This is a genomic window from Myxococcus sp. AB025B (assembly GCF_006518215.1).
Classification (GTDB): Bacteria; Myxococcota; Myxococcia; order Myxococcales; family Myxococcaceae; genus Myxococcus; species Myxococcus fulvus.
In genome coordinates, this window is record NZ_SRLW01000040.1 from 28,791 (window position 1) to 44,562 (window position 15,772).

12 protein-coding genes and 1 riboswitch are annotated in these 15,772 nt (G+C 71.1%); of the genes, 11 read left to right on the top strand and 1 reads right to left on the bottom strand.

All coding sequences use genetic code 11. The annotated features are described in order from the left end of the window. The first annotated feature begins 65 nt into the window (after positions 1–65). The gene (locus tag FL311_RS09230) at positions 66–1,292 is read left to right on the top strand and encodes an adenylate/guanylate cyclase domain-containing protein (RefSeq protein WP_141324571.1); all 1,227 of its coding nucleotides are present in this window, start codon (positions 66–68) and stop codon (positions 1,290–1,292) included. A 105-nt stretch (positions 1,293–1,397) separates the two neighbouring features. On the opposite strand, the gene FL311_RS09235 is transcribed toward FL311_RS09230, so the two are convergent. Beyond that, on the bottom strand, positions 1,398–3,191 hold the full coding sequence (locus FL311_RS09235) for an MDR family MFS transporter (RefSeq protein WP_141324572.1): 1,794 nt from the start codon (positions 3,189–3,191) through the stop codon (positions 1,398–1,400). 182 nt (positions 3,192–3,373) lie between these two features. After that, positions 3,374–3,588, top strand: a riboswitch (cobalamin riboswitch). Positions 3,589–3,852: 264 nt separating this feature from the next. Here FL311_RS09235 and FL311_RS09240 point away from each other — a divergent pair. The 10 genes from FL311_RS09240 to FL311_RS09285 form a co-directional block, all read left to right on the top strand. Then, the gene (locus FL311_RS09240; RefSeq protein ID WP_141324573.1) at positions 3,853–5,217 is read left to right on the top strand and encodes an aspartate aminotransferase family protein; all 1,365 of its coding nucleotides are present in this window, start codon (positions 3,853–3,855) and stop codon (positions 5,215–5,217) included. Beyond that, positions 5,214–6,773, top strand: a complete 1,560-nt coding sequence (locus FL311_RS09245) for an aldehyde dehydrogenase family protein (RefSeq protein ID WP_141324574.1) — start codon at positions 5,214–5,216, stop codon at positions 6,771–6,773. Before FL311_RS09240 ends, FL311_RS09245 begins: the two co-directional genes overlap by 4 nt. Positions 6,774–6,794: 21 nt before the next feature. Next, positions 6,795–8,174, top strand: a complete 1,380-nt coding sequence (locus FL311_RS09250) for an acetyl ornithine aminotransferase family protein (protein ID WP_141324575.1) — start codon at positions 6,795–6,797, stop codon at positions 8,172–8,174. Positions 8,175–8,185: 11 nt separating this feature from the next. Then, positions 8,186–9,094: a CoA transferase subunit A gene (locus tag FL311_RS09255; RefSeq protein WP_141324576.1), complete on the top strand. Its 909-nt coding sequence runs from the start codon at positions 8,186–8,188 to the stop codon at positions 9,092–9,094. Further along, a complete protein-coding gene (locus tag FL311_RS09260) occupies positions 9,084–9,854 on the top strand; it encodes a CoA-transferase subunit beta (protein WP_228556775.1) in 771 nt (256 codons plus the stop codon). The genes FL311_RS09255 and FL311_RS09260 overlap by 11 nt, the downstream gene beginning before the upstream one ends. Positions 9,855–9,878: 24 nt before the next feature. Continuing rightward, complete coding sequence (locus FL311_RS09265; protein ID WP_141324577.1) at positions 9,879–11,075, top strand: thiolase family protein; 1,197 nt, start codon at positions 9,879–9,881, stop codon at positions 11,073–11,075. Beyond that, positions 11,075–11,407, top strand: coding sequence for a hypothetical protein (locus FL311_RS43990; RefSeq protein WP_194869129.1), 333 nt, complete (start codon positions 11,075–11,077; stop codon positions 11,405–11,407). The genes FL311_RS09265 and FL311_RS43990 overlap by 1 nt, the downstream gene beginning before the upstream one ends. A 123-nt stretch (positions 11,408–11,530) precedes the next feature. Next, positions 11,531–13,477: a lysyl oxidase family protein gene (locus tag FL311_RS09275; RefSeq protein WP_141324578.1), complete on the top strand. Its 1,947-nt coding sequence runs from the start codon at positions 11,531–11,533 to the stop codon at positions 13,475–13,477. 12 nt (positions 13,478–13,489) lie between these two features. Continuing rightward, complete coding sequence (locus tag FL311_RS09280) at positions 13,490–14,638, top strand: cysteine desulfurase family protein (RefSeq protein ID WP_141324579.1); 1,149 nt, start codon at positions 13,490–13,492, stop codon at positions 14,636–14,638. A gap of 97 nt (positions 14,639–14,735) precedes the next feature. After that, the coding region (locus tag FL311_RS09285) for an ABC transporter permease (protein ID WP_141324580.1) at positions 14,736–15,772 on the top strand (1,037 nt) is incomplete at its 3' end.

The window sequence follows — 15,772 nt, forward strand, 5'->3', positions numbered from 1 at the left end:
CCGGGTTCGTCATGGTTGCTTCGCGCCCGGCCCGGCTCGGCCCGCCGGGGGGTGGTGGGTGCCTCGTGAAAGTGAATGACGGAGACTCGCGAAGCCTGCGCGACCATGCCTTCTCGTCCGTGGTGGGCTGGCTCGCCGTGGAAGCAAGGCGTCTGCCCAATCCCGTGCCGCTGCTGTCGGGCCTGTGTGAACGGCTGACCGCGTGCGGTGTGCCCGTGTCGCGCGCCTCCATCGTCCTCTTCACGCTGCACCCGCTCCTGCACGCCCGGAGCTTCCGCTGGCGCCTCGGACATGGCGCCACCGCCGAGGTCCACCCCCACGGTCTCCAGCACCTGCCCGCGTTCTCGAAGAGCCCCTTCAAGGCCCTGCGCGAAGGGCTGCCCGTCATCCACCGCCGCCTGGAGCAGCCGCTCCCGGACGGCGACTTCCCCATGTTCACCGAGCTGCGCGCCGAGGGGCTCACCGAGTACCTCGCGCTGCCGGTGTGCTTCAGTGATGACTCGCGCCACGGCGTCTCCTGGGCCACCTCCGAGCCCGGGGGCTTCACGGACGCGCACCGCGCCCTGCTTCACGAGCTGCAGCCCATCCTGGAACTGGTGCTGGAGGTCTTCGCGCGCAAGGACATGACGGGCGTGCTGCTCGACACGTACCTGGGCCGCGACGCGGGGCGCCGCGTCCTCCAGGGACAGATTCGGCGCGGCGACGGCGAGACGACCTCCGCCGTCATCTGCCTGAGCGACTTGCGCAGCTTCACCGCGCTGTCGGATGCGCTGCCCCGTGACGCATTGCTCGAGCTGCTCAACGCCTACTTCGAGACGATGGTCGGCGCCTTCCACTCGCACGGCGCGGAGGTGCTCAAGTTCATGGGCGACGCCGTGCTGGCCATCTTCCGCATCGACGACCACGCCCTCGTGGAGGACCGCTGCGCCGCCGCCGCGCGCACCGTGCACGAGGCGGTGCGTGCCAGCGAGCAGGACAACGCCTCGCGCCGCCGCAGGGGCCTGCCCACCTACGAGTTCGGCGCGTCGCTCCACGTCGGCGACGTGATGTACGGGAACATCGGCGCGTCGGACCGGCTCGACTTCACCGTCATCGGCCCCGCCGTGAACCTGGCCAGCCGCATCGCGGGCCTGTGCGCGGGGCTCAACGAGCCCGTGCTCCTCTCCGAGTCCTTCGTCTCCCACTACCGTGGCGACGTGAAGGACCTGGGGCACCACCCCGTCAAGGGCGTGCCCCACCCCGTGCGCATCTACACGCTCGACTCGGAGTCCTCCGCGCTCACCGCCGCGTGAGCCCGGCGCTGTCCGGTCCGTGGCGGTGACACCCGGCACACCCCTCCCGTGTGCTCACACAGTGTCGGCTCGGTCCGCCTCCGTGCTCGTTGCGCGCCGCCGAGCTCACTCCGTGGGCGCCGTTGCACGCGCGCGCCCGCGTTGCAGGGGTTGCTCAGGCAGCCTCAGGGTCACCAGGAACGCGAGCAGCGCGACGAAGATGGCGCAGCGGTACACCGCCTCCACCGCCCGCGTGAAGGACTCCTTCAGCGCCAGCGCCGTCCGGTCGACCGCCTCCATCGCCCGCTGCTCCTTCGCGTCCACAGCGGAAACCGCTGACTCCGCCGCAGGCTGCTCGCGTGCGTTCGCATCAGAGGACGCTGCTTCCCGTACCTCCGGGCGCTGAAGGGCCTGCCGCTCGGCCTCCAGCTCCGCGCGCACGCGCTCCTTCACCTTCTCCGCCTGGAAGGCCGACTGCGCGGGGCCCGCCTCGCTGCCTCCGACACCGGGTACCGCGGACGCCAGCTCGGCGCGCAGCTTCGGCGGCAGTCCCTCCGTGGCGCTCGCCACGCGGGTGCCCAGTTGATGCGACAGCGTCGTCGCGAACACCGCGCCGAGCAGCGCCACGCCCAGCGTCATCCCGAGCTGACGGAAGAACGTGGCCATCGCCGTGGCCACGCCGATGCGCTGGGGTGACACCGCGTTCTGGATGGCCAGTGTGTAGAGCGGAATCGACGGTCCCAGGCCCACGCCCACCAGGACCATCTTCACGGTGACCTCCGTCTGCGTCGACGTGGGCGTCAGCGTGAACCCCATCACCGTGAAGCCCACCATCAACACCACCAGCGAGCCCAGCATCAATCCCTTGTACCGGCCGATGCGTGACACCAGTTGACCGCTCAGGATGTTGCCCGCCACCACGCCCAACGTCAGCGGGGTCAACGTCAGCCCCGAGTGCGTGGCCGACAGCCCCACCACGTTCACCATGAACAGCGGCAGGAACACCACGCCCGACAGGAACACCGCGCCGATGACGAACACCGCCGCGTTGCCCAGCGCGAACGTCCGGTCCTGGAACAGCTTCAGGTCCAGCAGCGGCTCCCGCGCGCGCCTCTCCTCGCGCAGGAACAACCCCGTCCCCACCGCCGCGAGCGCGAACAACCCCAGCACCTGCCACGAACTCCACGCCCAGCCGCCACCGTGCGCCACCTGCTCCGCGCCACGCCCCAGGCTGAGCGCGAGCAAGAGCGGCACCACCGCCAGCGCCAGCAGCACCGCGCCCGTCACATCCAGCTTCCCGCGCGAGGCTCCCGGCGGCTTGAGCGCCGGCATGCGCGAGAGCACGAGCGCGAGCGCCACCGCGCCCACCGGCAGGTTGATGAAGAACACCCAGTGCCAGCCCAGCCGGTCCGTGATGAAGCCTCCCGCCAGCGGTCCCACCACGCTCGACAGGCCGAACATCGCGCCGAACAGGCCCTGGTACTTGCCTCGCTCGCGCGGCGGATAGAGGTCCGCCACCACCGACAGCGACGCGGTGAAGAGCGCCGCGCTGCCCACCCCCTGCACCGCGCGATACAGGATGAGCGTCACCGTCGAGCGCGACACGCCGCACAGGAAGCTGCCCAGCAGGAACACGACGATGCCCGCCGCCAGCACCACGCGCCGGCCCAAGAGGTCCGACAGCTTCCCCCACACGGGCACCATCATCGTCGACGCGACCAGGTACGACGTCGTCAGCCACGGATAGAGCGCGGGGGAGATGCCCAGGTCCGCCTGGATGGACGGCCCCGCCGTGGCCACGATGGTCTGGTCCAGCGCCGCGAGCAGCAGCCCGAGCAGCGCGCCCGACATCGTGAACACCCGCTGTGCACGGGTGACCGTGAAGGGCGCGGCGGCGGGGGGCGTGGCGGACGGGGCCATGGTCTCGGGGCGTCCTCCGGCGCGCAAGAGCCACCCATGAAGGTGACGCCTGCGCACCGGATGCGCCAGCGCTCATGCACGGCAGGTCGCTCGTCGAACATCCCTGAGCACCGCCAGCCGTCATGTCCACGCGCGTCGAGCGCGCACCGGCGCTTCGCTTGACAGTCCGAAGAGGCGGACAGTACATACCGCCCCATGTTGGTGCCCGGACCTCGGTCCGAGCTTAAAAGGGAACCCGGTTCGAATCCGGGGCTGCCCCGCAGCGGTAAGTGAGAACGAGCCTCGTCATCCGCACTGGTTCCCTCGTGGAGCTGGGAAGCGACGAGTCGTAGGAAGCCGGCCCCCAAGGCCGAAGCGCTCACGAGCCCGAAGACCTGCCCGCATCCGACCGTGGGAGAAATCCACGGACGGTTTCGACCTGGAGCCGCGTGGGACGGCCGGAAGGTTCGAGCGGCGCTCGTGCCTCGACGGGCCCTCACGCGCGCTCGACTTCTCCGACCTCCATCCCCCGTGTCTCCAGTCGCCCGTGGGGGCGAAGGTCGGTCCGTGGGCTCCAGTCGGGGCCTGGTGTGCGCTCACGCGCGCATTGTGACTGCCCTTCTTCCGCGCGGGAGCCCTGTCGGGCGACCTCCGGTCGTCCGCGCTGCGTGGAGGACGGACGATGCGGGACGAAGCCAGGCACACGGTGCGCTACCCCGAGGGGAACGTGCTGCTGCGCAACCTCGCGCGCGACTTCCCCGTGGTGACGCACGGCCAGGGCGTCCACCTCTTCGACGCGAGCGGCAAGCGCTACCTCGACGCCTCCGCCGGAGCGCTCGTGGCCAGCGTGGGCCACGGCAACCGCGAGGTGGCGGACCGCATCCACGAGCAACTGCTGCGCGTCGCCTACGTCAACGGCACCCACTTCACCACCGACGTCACCGAGGAGCTCGCCGCGCGCCTGTGCGCCCTCGCGCCCCAGGGGCTCACGCGCGCCGCGTTCCTCGGCTCGGGCTCCGAGGCGGTGGAGGCCGCGGTGAAGTTCGTGCGTCAGCTCTGGGTGGAGCGAGGCCAGCCCCAGCGCGGCAAGGTCATCGCGCGCGTGCCCGGCTACCACGGCAACACGCTGTACGCGCTCTCGCTGTCGGGCCGGCCCCACTACAAGACCTTCTTCGGCCCCCTGCTGGCGGAGGTCGTCACCACGCCCGCGCCGTACCCGTACCGCTCCGGGCTGGAGGACTACGCGCAGGACGGCGCCGAGCACTACGCGCGGCTGCTCGAGGAGACGATTCGTCGCGAGGGCCCCGACACCATCGCCGCCTTCATCGCGGAGCCCGTCATCGGCTCGTCCGCGGGCGCGTCACCTCCGCCGCCCGGGTACTTCGAGCGGGTGAGCGCCGTGTGCCGCGAGTACGGCATCCTCACCATCGCCGACGAGGTCATGTGCGGCTGCGGTCGCACCGGCCGCTTCTTCGCCAGCGACCTGTTCCACTTCACCCCGGACGTGCTGGTGCTCGGCAAGGGCATCAGCGGGGGCTACGCGCCCCTGAGCGCGCTGCTCATCCGCGAGGAGCACCTGGAGGAGCTGCGGCGGGGCTCGGGCGGCTTCATGCACGCGCAGACCTACCTCCAGGCGCCCGCGATGACGGCGGCGGGGCTGGCGGTGCTCGACTACTACGAGCGGCACGACCTGGTGGCCCATGCCGAGCGCGTGGGCGCGCACCTCCAGCGCCGGCTGCGTGAGGCGCTGGGCGCGCTGCCGCACGTCGGCTCCGTGCAGGGCGTGGGGCTGATGGCCGGCATCGAGCTGGTCGAGGACACCGCGAGCAAGCGCCCCTTCCCGCGCGCGCGCAAGGTCATCGAGCGGCTGCTCGCGGCGCTGTTCGAGCGAGGGCTCGTCCTCTGGTCCAACACGGGCCACGCGGACGGGACGAACGGGGACCTGCTCATGGTCGGCCCCCCGTTGGTCATCACCGAGGCGGAGGTCGACGAGCTGGTCGACACGCTCGCCCGCGGCATCCACCACTTCTTCCAGGAGGCGTCATGAGTTTCCGCATCACCTACTCGGTGCTGGAGGCGGACCTGTCCGCGCTGCACGCGCGGTTCGACGAGGCGCTCACCGCCGTGTGCTCGAAGCTGGGCGGAGAGCTGCCGTCGTGGCTCGGCGGCGAGGCGTTCCGGAGCGGAGATCTGCTTCAGAGCCGCAACCCCGCGCGGCCGGACGAGCTGCTCGTCTCCGTGCACCGCACCCCCGTGGCCGAGGTGGACCGCGTGGTGCGCGTGGCGCGCGAGGCCCAGCGCGGCTGGGGCGCGACGCCCTGGCAGGAGCGCGTGCGCATCCTCCGTCGCGCCGCGGACCTCATCTCCGAGCGGCGCCTGGAGCTGTCCGCGCGCATGACGCTGGAGGTGGGCAAGAGCCGGCTCGAGTCGCTCGGTGACGTGGAGGAGTCCGCGGACCTCTTGCGCTACTACGCCGGTCAGCTCGAGCAGGCGGACGGCTACTCGCGGCCCATGGCGCGGCTGTCCCCCAACGAGGACACGCGCAGCGTGCTGCGGCCCTACGGCGTCTTCGTCGTCATCTCGCCGTTCAACTTCCCGCTCGCGCTCGCGGCGGGGATGAGCGGCGGCGCGCTGCTCGGCGGCAACAGCGTCATCCTCAAGCCCAGCGAGGAGACGCCCTGGTGCGCGGAGGGCCTGTACCAGGCGCTCGTCGACGCGGGCCTGCCTCCGGGCGTCTTCCAGGTCGCGCACGGCGAGGGCGAGACGGTGGGCGCCGCGCTGGTGCGCCACCCCGGCATCGACGGCGTGTCCTTCACCGGCAGCAAGGCGGTGGGCATGGCGCTGCACCGGCAGATGTCCACGGGCCGCGTGCGGCCGTGCCTCCTGGAGCTGGGCGGGAAGAACCCGGCCATCGTCTGTCGCGACGCGGACCTGGAGGCCGCCATCGAGGGCTGCTTCCGCTCCGCCTTCGGCATGTCCGGTCAGAAGTGCAGCGCGCTGTCGCGCATCTACGTGCACGAGTCGCTGTACAACGCGTTCACCGACGGCCTCGCCGCGAAGGCGCGCGGCGCGCGGGTGGGGGACCCGTCGCTCGCGTCCGTCTTCACCGGCCCCGTCATCAACGCCGCGGCGGTGAAGCGCTTCGAGCGCGCCGTGGACGAGGCCCGCCAGGATGGCGCGGTGATTGCGGGAGGAGGACGTCCCCGCCTGGATGCGGCGCTCGCGAAGGGGTACTTCGTGGAGCCCACGGTGGTGGCGCTGTCGCACGGACATCGCCTGATGCGCGACGAGCTGTTCCTGCCCTTCGTCGGCGTGACGCGCTTCTCGACGTTGGACGAGGCGCTCCGGCTGGCCAACGACTGCGACTACGGCCTCACCGCGGGCATCTTCAGCCGCGACGCCGAGGACGTGGAGCGGTTCATGGCCCAGGCCGAGGCGGGCGTCCTCTACGCCAACCGTCGCACGGGCGCGACGACGGGCGCGTGGCCCGGCGTGCAGTCCTTCTGCGGCTGGAAGGGCAGCGGCGGGTCCGGCAAGGGCGGCTGCGGCCCCTACTACGTCGCTCAATTCCTGCGCGAGCAGGCGCAGACACGGATGGGCTGACGCCCTCGACAGGAGATCTCCATGACCATGCTCCATCCCGAAGTGAAGACCGCCCTGCCGGGGCCGAAGGCGCGCGCCATCATCGAGCTGGACCAGCGCTTCAGCTCGCCCTCGTACATCAAGGAGTACCCGCTCGTCGTCGAGCGCGGCGAGGGCCCGTGGGTCCACGACGTCGACGGCAACCGCTTCCTCGACTTCATGGCGGGCATCGCCGTGGCCTCCACGGGCCACGCGCATCCGCACGTGGTGAAGGCCGTCCAGGAGGCCGCGGGCCGCTTCCTGCACATCTGCGGCACGGACTTCTACTACGACGCCTTCTCGAAGCTCTGCGCCAGGCTCGCCGGCTACCTGCCCGAGATGGGACCCAAGAAGGTCTTCCTCACCAACTCCGGCACGGAGGCGGTGGAGGGCGCCATCAAGCTCGCGCGGCACCACACGCGCCGCCAGTACATCGTCGCCTTCAAGGGCGGCTTCCACGGGCGCACCTACGGCGCCATCTCGCTCAACTCGTCGAAGGTGGCCCAGCGCGCCTTCTTCGGGCCGCTCCTGCCCGGCGTCATCCACGTCCCGTACGCCAACCCGTACCGCTGTCCCAATGGCTGCGCGCCCCAGGCGTGTGGCGACGCGTGCAACCCGGCCCTGGCGCTGGAGCGCGAGTGGTTCGTCAACCACGTGGACCCTCGCGAGGTGGCCGCCATCTTCGTGGAGCCCATCCTCGGTGAGGGCGGCTACGTGGTGCCCCCAGCGAGCTTCCTGACGGAGCTGCGCCGCATCTGCGATGCGCACGGCATCCTGCTCGTGTTCGACGAGGTGCAGTCGGGCATCGGCCGCACCGGGCACATGTTCGCGGCGGAGCACTTCGGCGTGATGCCGGACATCCTGCTGTCCGCCAAGGGCATCGCCTCCGGCATGCCGCTGGGCGCCATCATCGCGAAGGAGTCGGTGATGACGTGGCCTCGCGGCTCGCACGGCAGCACCTACGGAGGCAACCCCGTGTGCTGCGCGGCGGCGCTCGCCACGCTGGACGTGGTGGAGGGGCTGCTCGACTCCGTGCGCGCCACCGGGGCGCTGCTCCAGCGTGGGCTGCGGGAGCTGCAGTCTCGGCACCCCGTCATCGGCGACGTGCGTGGCGTGGGCCTCATGGTGGGCGCGGAGTTCGTGGACCCCGCGACGCGCGAGCCCGCGAGCGCCTACGTGGGCGAGCTGGAGCAGCTCGCGTTCCGCAAGGGCCTGCTGCTCTTGTCGTGCGGCAAGTCCACCATCCGCTTCGCGCCGCCGCTCGTCGTCGGCGAGCACGAGGTGGCCGTCATGCTGCGCATCCTGGAGGAGTGCCTGCGCGAGCTGTCGCTCGACGTGTCCAAGGTCGCGCCCGCCCGGGTCGCGGCGGGGGTGAAGCTGTGAAGCCTGGCGCCGTGGACAAGCGCTGCTCCATGCGCGAGGCCATCTCGGCCAGCGTCAAGGACGGCAGCTCCATCGTCATCGACGGCTTCACGCACCTCATCTGCTTCGCCGCGGGCCACGAAATCATCCGCCAGGGCGTCAAGGACCTCACGGCCATCCGGCTCACCCCGGACCTGGTCTACGACCAGCTCATCGAGGCGGGTGCGGTGAAGAAGCTCGTCTTCAGCTGGGCGGGCAACCCCGGCGTGGGCAGCCTGCACGCGCTGCGCCGCCGCGGCGAGGCGTCCTCCACGGAGCGGCTGGAGCTGGAGGAGTACTCGCACTTCGGGCTGCTCTCGCGCTTCCTCGCCGCGAGCGCGGGGCTGCCGTTCTGGCCGCTGAGCAACTACCAGGGCGCGGACATCGCGCGGGTGAACCCGGCCATCAAGACGGTGCGCTGTCCGTACACGGAGCGGGAGCTGGCCACCGTGCCCGCGCTCCATCCAGACGTGGCCATCATCCACTGCCAGCGCGCGGACGCGGAGGGCAACGCGCAGGTGTGGGGCCTGCTCGGCTCGCAGAAGGAGGTGGCCTTCGCCGCGCGCAAGGTCATCGTCGTGGCCGAGCAAATCGTGCCCACCGAGGTCATCCGCAAGGACCCCAACCGCACGCTGGTGCCCGGCATCATCGTGAGCCACGTGGTGCACGAGCCCTGGGGCTGCCACCCCAGCTTCGTGCAGGGCTTCCACGACCGGGACAACGACTTCTACGTGAAGTGGGAGGACATCTCCCGCAAGCCGGAGACGTACCGGGCCTGGCTGGAGGAGTTCGTCCACGGCGTGAAGGACCGCCAGGGTTACCTGGCGAAGCTGGAGACGGGGTTGCTCGACAAGCTGCGCGCGAAGGCTCGCGTCTGCGAGGGGGTGGACTATGGGTACTGAGAACAACGTCTCCACCGCGTCCGAGCGGATGGCGTGGCGCGCGGCCCAGGAGCTCCACGACGGCGACGTCGTCTTCGTGGGCATCGGCCTGCCCAACCTCGCGTGCAACCTGGCGCGCGCCACGCATGCGCCGGGCCTGTTCATGATCTACGAGTCCGGCGCCGTGGGCGCGATTCCCGAGCGGCTGCCCGTGTCCATCGGCGACCCGTCGCTCGTCACGGACTCGCTCGCGGTGGTGGGGCAGGCGGACATCTTCCAGTGCCTGCTCCAGCGTGGGCTCATCGAGGTGGGCTTCCTGGGCGGCGCGCAGGTGGACCGGTGGGGGAACATCAACACCACCGTCATCGGCGACTACGCGAACCCCAAGGTGCGCCTGCCCGGCAGCGGCGGCGCGTGCGAAATCGCGGTGCACGCGCGGCGGCTGCTCATCGTCATGCGCATGGGCAAGCGGACCTTCGTGGAGAAGTGCGACTTCATCACGAGCCCCGGCCACCGGATGAACGGCAGGACGCGCGCGGAGCTGGGCCTTCCCGGCGGTGGACCGACGCGCATCATCACCGACCTGGGCGTGCTCGACTTCGATGCCACCGGCGAGGCCGTGCTGTCCGAGGTCTACCCCGGCGTGACACCCGAGCAGGTGCGCGACGCGTGTGGCTGGTCGCTGCGCGTCGCCGACTCCGTGCGCACCACGGGTGAGCCCGACACGTCCGTGCTGTCGCTGCTGCGCGAGCGGTTGGACCCGCGGCGCCTCTATCTCTGAACGCACCCTCCCGGAGCCCATCTCATGGCAGAGGCCTTCATCGTCGACGCGGTCCGTACCCCCATCGGCCGGTTCCGAGGCGCGCTCAAGGGCGTGCGGCCGGATGACCTCGCCGCGCACGTGCTGCGCGCGGTGCTGGAGCGCAACGCACTGGACGGCGCGCGCGTCGACGAGGTGTTCCTCGGCTGCGCGAACCAGGCGGGCGAGGACAACCGCAACGTGGCGCGCATGGCGCTGCTGCTCGCGGGCCTGCCGCGCTCGGTGCCTGGCGTCACCGTCAACCGCCTGTGCGCCAGCGGCCTGGAGGCCATCATCCAGGGCTGCCGCATGATTCGGCTGGGCGAGGCGGACATCGTGCTCGCCGGCGGCGTGGAGTCGATGACGCGCGCGCCGTGGTCCATGCCCAAGCCCGAGGACGGCTTCCCCTCCGGCAAGTGGGAGGCGTGGGACACCGCCCTGGGCTGGCGCTACCCGAACCCGAGGCTCGCCGCCCTGTTCCCGCTGGAGCAGATGGGCGAGACGGCGGAGAACGTGGCCGAGCAGTGGGGCATCGCCCGCGAGGCGCAGGATGGCTTCGCGCTCGCGTCGCACCGCAAGGCCGTGGCCGCGCAGGCCGAGGGGCGCTTCGCCCGCGAGCTCATCGCCGTGGACGTGCCCCAGGCGAAGGGCGCTCCCGTGCGTGTCCAGGTGGACGAGGGCCCGCGCGCGGACACGTCGCTGGAGCGGCTGTCCGGCTTGAAGGCCGCGTTCCGCGCGGGTGGCAGCGTGACGGCGGGCAACTCCTCCACGCTCAACGATGGTGCGTCGGCGGTGCTGCTGATGAGCGAGGCGGCGCTGAAGTCCTCGGGTGCCACGCCGCTGGCGCGCTTCGTGAGCAGCGCGAGCGTGGGCGTGGACCCTCGCGTCATGGGCATGGGGCCGGTCGGCGCGTCGCGCGCGGCGCTGGAGCGCGCGGGGTGGAGCGTGGACTGCGTGGACCTGGTGGAGCTCAACGAGGCCTTCGCCGCGCAGGCCCTGGCGTGCATGCGCGAGCTGAAGCTCCCGTCGGAGAAGGTCAACGTCAACGGCGGCGCCATCGCGCTGGGGCATCCGCTGGGCTCCAGCGGGGCGCGCGTCGTCACCACGCTGGTGCACGAGCTGAAGCGTCAGGGCGCGCGCCGGGGCCTCGCCTCGCTGTGTGTCGGCGTGGGGCAGGGGCTCGCGCTGACGGTGGAGCGCTGATGCGAACCGAAGAGCCGCGTCACGAAGCCCGGGAGGAACGCTTGTCCGCCACGCTGCACATCTACCCCGCGACCGAGGCGATGCCCTGGCACTACCACTTCGATTGTCCACACGGGCACGAGGAGTCCGGCACGCTCGAGTCGCTCGACGCGCTGGCGGACGTGCTGCGCCGCTGGGGCCGCCACCTGGTGGACCTGCCGTGGACGGTGCTGCCCACCTTCGGTGGCGCGGCGCCAGCCCGCACCGAGGGGGTGTGGAGCTGGGATGACACGCGCGTGCTCGTGGGCGCGGAGGTCCACGCGCTGACACTGTGCCCTCGCGAGCCGGCGTAGGGCGCTAGATGCCCTTCATCCGGCAAGCATCGGAAACAGGGCCGCGACGACGGACATAGCCTCTTGCGCCTCACGACTTCCGGCGGGGGGCGCCTTGCGCCGGAGCGTTCGAGAGGAGCGACCATGCCGCGTCTGTCCTTCGTCGTATCGGTCTCCATGCTGTTGGCCGTCCTGGGGGGGTGTGACGACCCGGACCCCCCGGAGCCCCAGCCCGAGCCAGGTCCGGAGCTGTCGGAGACGCCGCTGTGGCAGGTGAAGGGCACCATGACCGAGGCGGGGGAGTGCTTCGGTGGCTCGGTGGTGCTCGCGGACTTCGATGGCGATGGCCAGAAGGACCTGGTGGTCGGCTCATTGCCCTGCCAGGTGCTGCTCGCCCCCACGCGCCATCCCGGGGGCGTGTACATCTTCAAGGGGCAGCCTCCCTACTTCTCCAGCGAGGCCGCGTCCGCGCGGATGAGCTGGACGAACACGCATCCGCAGACCTCCGGGATGCAGTTGCGCGTGAGGGCGGGCGAGGTGAACGGGGATGGGTTCGCGGACCTGCTCGTCCAGGGGCGCTATGGCAGCCAGGTCTTCCTGGGCCAGGCGGACCTGAAGGCGATGCTGGCCGCGCCCGCCTTCCGCGCGCCGGGCAATGGCCTCTTCCTCAGCAGCCTCTTCGCGGACCTGGATGGGGACGGACGCGACGACCTCATCGTGAGCCGCGCCACCGAACAGAGCTTCTACCGGGCGACCCCGGGCTCGGAGCAGGGCCCCTTCACCCTCGTGCACTCCCGCCCGGGTTACTACGCCATCGAGGTGGTGGGGGATTTGAACGGGGACGGCGCCGACGACGTGCTCATGACCCAGCAGACGGGAGGCCGCGCGTACTTCCTGGGTTGCAAGCCGGGCAGCACCTTCGCGTGTCAGGGCCTGCTGTCGGCAGAGCCCGTGCGCGATGAGCCCTTTCGGATGGGCTATCGGCTCCCGGACATGAACGGAGACGGGCACCGGGAGGCCGTCGCCTCCGCGGACAACGGGCCGTACTCCGTGCACCTGTCCGAGCCCGATGGGACGTACGCGTCGACCGCCATCTGGTCCACGCAGGGGGACCCGGCCTTCCCGCTGCTGGGCGGCTTCCAGGCCGTGGGCGACCTGGACGGCGACGGTCACCGCCAGGACTTCGTGATGGGCTCCCTGGGACGGCTCTACTTCTTCTCGCCCAAGGAGGACCTCTCGCAGTCGCTCCACCCCGTCTGGGCCTGGCCTCGCGCGGACACCATCCCCAACGGCTATGAGAACTACCGGCGCTACAGCGTCGAGGTGCCCGGGGACCTCAACGGCGATGGCCGTGATGACCTGATTGTCGCCTCCGTCCCGACCGGGGACCTGCTGGAGCACCCCATCGGGGACGTGGCTGTCTTCTCCGGAGGGCGCGTGCCGAAGTCGCCGGCGCAGCCTCCCCACCTGATGGCCGCCAGGTCCTGCGGCCTGAACCTGGACCCGGTGAACGGCAAGCCCGACCTCACCGTGGACCAGGATGTGCTCGAGCGCACCGCGCACGTGACGTGGAAGAACTTCCCCGCCGACTCCTGCGAGGTGCAGGAGCAGTGCGTGCTCGCGCCGGGGCGCCGCAAGCTCCTGCGCTTCAGCACGTCCATCATGAACCTGGGAAACAAGGCCGCCATCTTCCCGCCCATCGAGGAGAACCCGGACATGTATGTCTTCGACGAGTGCCACGGCCACCACCACCTGTCGAACTTCGCCGCGTACGAGCTGCGCGACGCCCGGGGGAACCAGGTGATGTCCGGCCGCAAGCAGGGCTACGCGCTGGTGGACGTGCAGAGCTACTGCGCGGACGCGGAGCCGTGGAACTACTACGAGCCGATGGGCATCTCCGCGGGCTGGTCGGACATCTACACGCTCGACGTGCCGTGCCAGTGGGTGGACGTCACGGACGTGCCGGACGGCACCTACACCTTCCAGGTCAGCGTGGACACGCGCGACATCGTTGACGAGGGGACGGTGCACCCCAACACCGTGTCCTTCCCGGTGCGCCTGGAGGGAGACACGGTGACGGTGCTGCCGTAATCCTGCGGGGCCATGAGCCCCGAGCGCCCGCTGTACCTGGACCACAACGCCACCACCCCCGTGGACCCGGAGGTGGTGGAGGCCATGCTGCCGTACCTGCGCGAGCACTTCGGCAACCCCTCCAGCGGCCACGCGTACGGCCGCCGTGCCCACGCGGCGCTGGAGGAGGCCCGCTGCAAGGTCGCCGCGCTCATCGGCGCGAGGCCCGACGAGGTGCTCTTCACCTCCGGCGGCACAGAGGCCAACAACCTGGCCATCCGAGGCACCGCCGAGGCGCGCGCGGACCGGCGCCACCTGCTCACCTCCGTCATCGAGCACCCCGCCACGAAGCTGCCCTGCGACGCGCTCGAGTGGCGCGGCTGGCGCGTGACGTGGCTGCCCGTGGACGCACAAGGGCGCGTGCGCGTGGAGGACGCCCGCGAGGCGCTGGACGCGGCGGGCGGCGAAACCGCCCTCGTGTCACTGATGCACTCCAATAACGAAACGGGCGTGCTGCAGCCGGTGGCGGACCTCGCGGCCCTCGCGCGTCGCCATGGTGCCAGCGTGCACACCGACGCGGCGCAGTCGGTGGGCAAGGTGCCGGTGGACGTGACGACGCTCGGCGTGGACCTGCTCACGCTGGTGGGCCACAAGCTGCGCGCCCCCAAGGGCGTGGGCGCGCTGTACGTGCGACAGGGCACGCCGCTCCGGGCCGTCACGCTCGGCGGCGGGCAGGAGCGGGGCCTGCGTCCCGGCACCGAGAACGTCCCTTACGCCGTGGGGCTGGGCGTCGCGTGTGAGCTGGCGGAGCGGCGGCTCGCCCAGGGCACCCAGGCGATGCTCGCGCTGCGCGAGCGGCTGTGGACCGGACTGCGAGACGCGGTGCCGGGGCTGGCCTTGAGCGGGCAGGACGCCGAGCGGCTGCCCAACACGCTCAACGTCCGCTTTCCCGGGGTTCGGGGTGGGGCGGTGCTGGCGGCGACGCCGGAGGTGGCCGCGTCCACCGGCTCGGCGTGCCACGACGGGGGCGAGACGGCGTCGCCCGTGCTCCGGGCCATGGGAATCCCGGAAGCGGACGCCCTGGGGGCGGTGCGCTTGTCCCTCGGACCGGACACCTCTCAGGAAGAAGTCGCGCGGGCGGTGGTTGTGCTCGCGCGCGGGTGGAAGCAGGTGGCGGGCTGAAAACTTCCGTGCAATCACCCGACCTCGTCCGGCGTAGGGCGTTCTACCGGGGCAGGCCAACGGTGCGGCGCCACCCACCGGCGCGAGAGGGTTTCACGTGAGCTTCAGGGTCGACGTGTGGGAGGGAGGGCGCATCGCGCTGTTCTCCCTGCGGGCCAACCGGCTGCGCACGGTGCTGACGACGGTGGGCATTGGCGTGGGCGTGTGCACGCTCTTGGCCATCGTCGGCATCATCCAGGGCATCAACCAGTCCTTCGCGGACCAGCTCGCGCAAATCGGCGCGAACACGCTCCAGGTGTCCAAGTTCCCCTGGACCATGCGTGGAGACTGGTGGGAGTACCGCAACCGGAAGAACCTGTCGGCGGACCTGGTGGAGCCCATCCTCCAGGCCTCCGAGCACGTGGTGGCCGCCGCGCCGCTCTACTACGACCGGGTGGAGGCGCGCTTCCTGGAGCGGCGCATGGCGTCGGTGACGGCGCTGGGCACCACGGCGGACTACGCCATCATCTCCTCGTTCACGGTGGACAAGGGCCGCTTCCTGACGGACGCGGACGTGGACAACCGGGCGCAGGTGGCGGTCATCGGCGCGGAGCTGGCGCGCACGCTGTTCCCGGGCCTGGACCCGGTGGGCCACCGCATCATCCTGGGCTCCAAGCCCTACCGCGTGGTGGGCTCGCTGGAGGCCAAGGGCACCATCCTGGGGGAGAACCAGGACACGGTGGTGGTGGTGCCCTTCCGCACCTTCCAGGCGGACTTCGGCAAGCGCAACTCGCCCAACATCGCGGTGTCGGTGGACTCGCCGGACAACGTGCTCAAGGTGCAGGACCAGCTCACCGTGGCGCTGCGGCGCGAGCGCAGGACGCCGCCGGAGGCGAAGGACGACTTCGCCATCAACCGGCCGGAGCAGCTGGCCAACATGTACGCGCAGCTCACCGGCGCACTCTACGGCGCGGCCACGGGCGTGGGGCTGATTACCCTGCTGGTGGGCGGTATCGGCATCATGAACATCATGCTGGTGTCCGTGCGCGAGCGGACGCGGGAGATCGGCGTGCGCCGTGCGCTGGGGGCCAAGAAGCGCACCATCATCCTCCAGTTCCTGATGGAGGCGGCCAGCGTGTCCGCGGTGGGCGGGAC

Bases quoted from the DNA above. Each gene is read 5' to 3' on its own strand.
- FL311_RS09250 (WP_141324575.1), top strand. From the start codon at position 6,795: ATGACCATGCTCCATCCCGAAGTGAAGACCGCCCTGCCGGGGCCGAAG.
- FL311_RS09240 (WP_141324573.1), top strand. From the start codon at position 3,853: ATGCGGGACGAAGCCAGGCACACGGTGCGCTACCCCGAGGGGAACGTG.
- FL311_RS09275 (WP_141324578.1), top strand. From the start codon at position 11,531: ATGCCGCGTCTGTCCTTCGTCGTATCGGTCTCCATGCTGTTGGCCGTC.
- FL311_RS09245 (WP_141324574.1), top strand. From the start codon at position 5,214: ATGAGTTTCCGCATCACCTACTCGGTGCTGGAGGCGGACCTGTCCGCG.
- FL311_RS43990 (WP_194869129.1), top strand. From the start codon at position 11,075: ATGCGAACCGAAGAGCCGCGTCACGAAGCCCGGGAGGAACGCTTGTCC.
- FL311_RS09265 (WP_141324577.1), top strand. From the start codon at position 9,879: ATGGCAGAGGCCTTCATCGTCGACGCGGTCCGTACCCCCATCGGCCGG.
- FL311_RS09235 (WP_141324572.1), bottom strand. From the start codon at position 3,191: ATGGCCCCGTCCGCCACGCCCCCCGCCGCCGCGCCCTTCACGGTCACC.
- FL311_RS09260 (WP_228556775.1), top strand. From the start codon at position 9,084: ATGGGTACTGAGAACAACGTCTCCACCGCGTCCGAGCGGATGGCGTGG.
- FL311_RS09280 (WP_141324579.1), top strand. From the start codon at position 13,490: ATGAGCCCCGAGCGCCCGCTGTACCTGGACCACAACGCCACCACCCCC.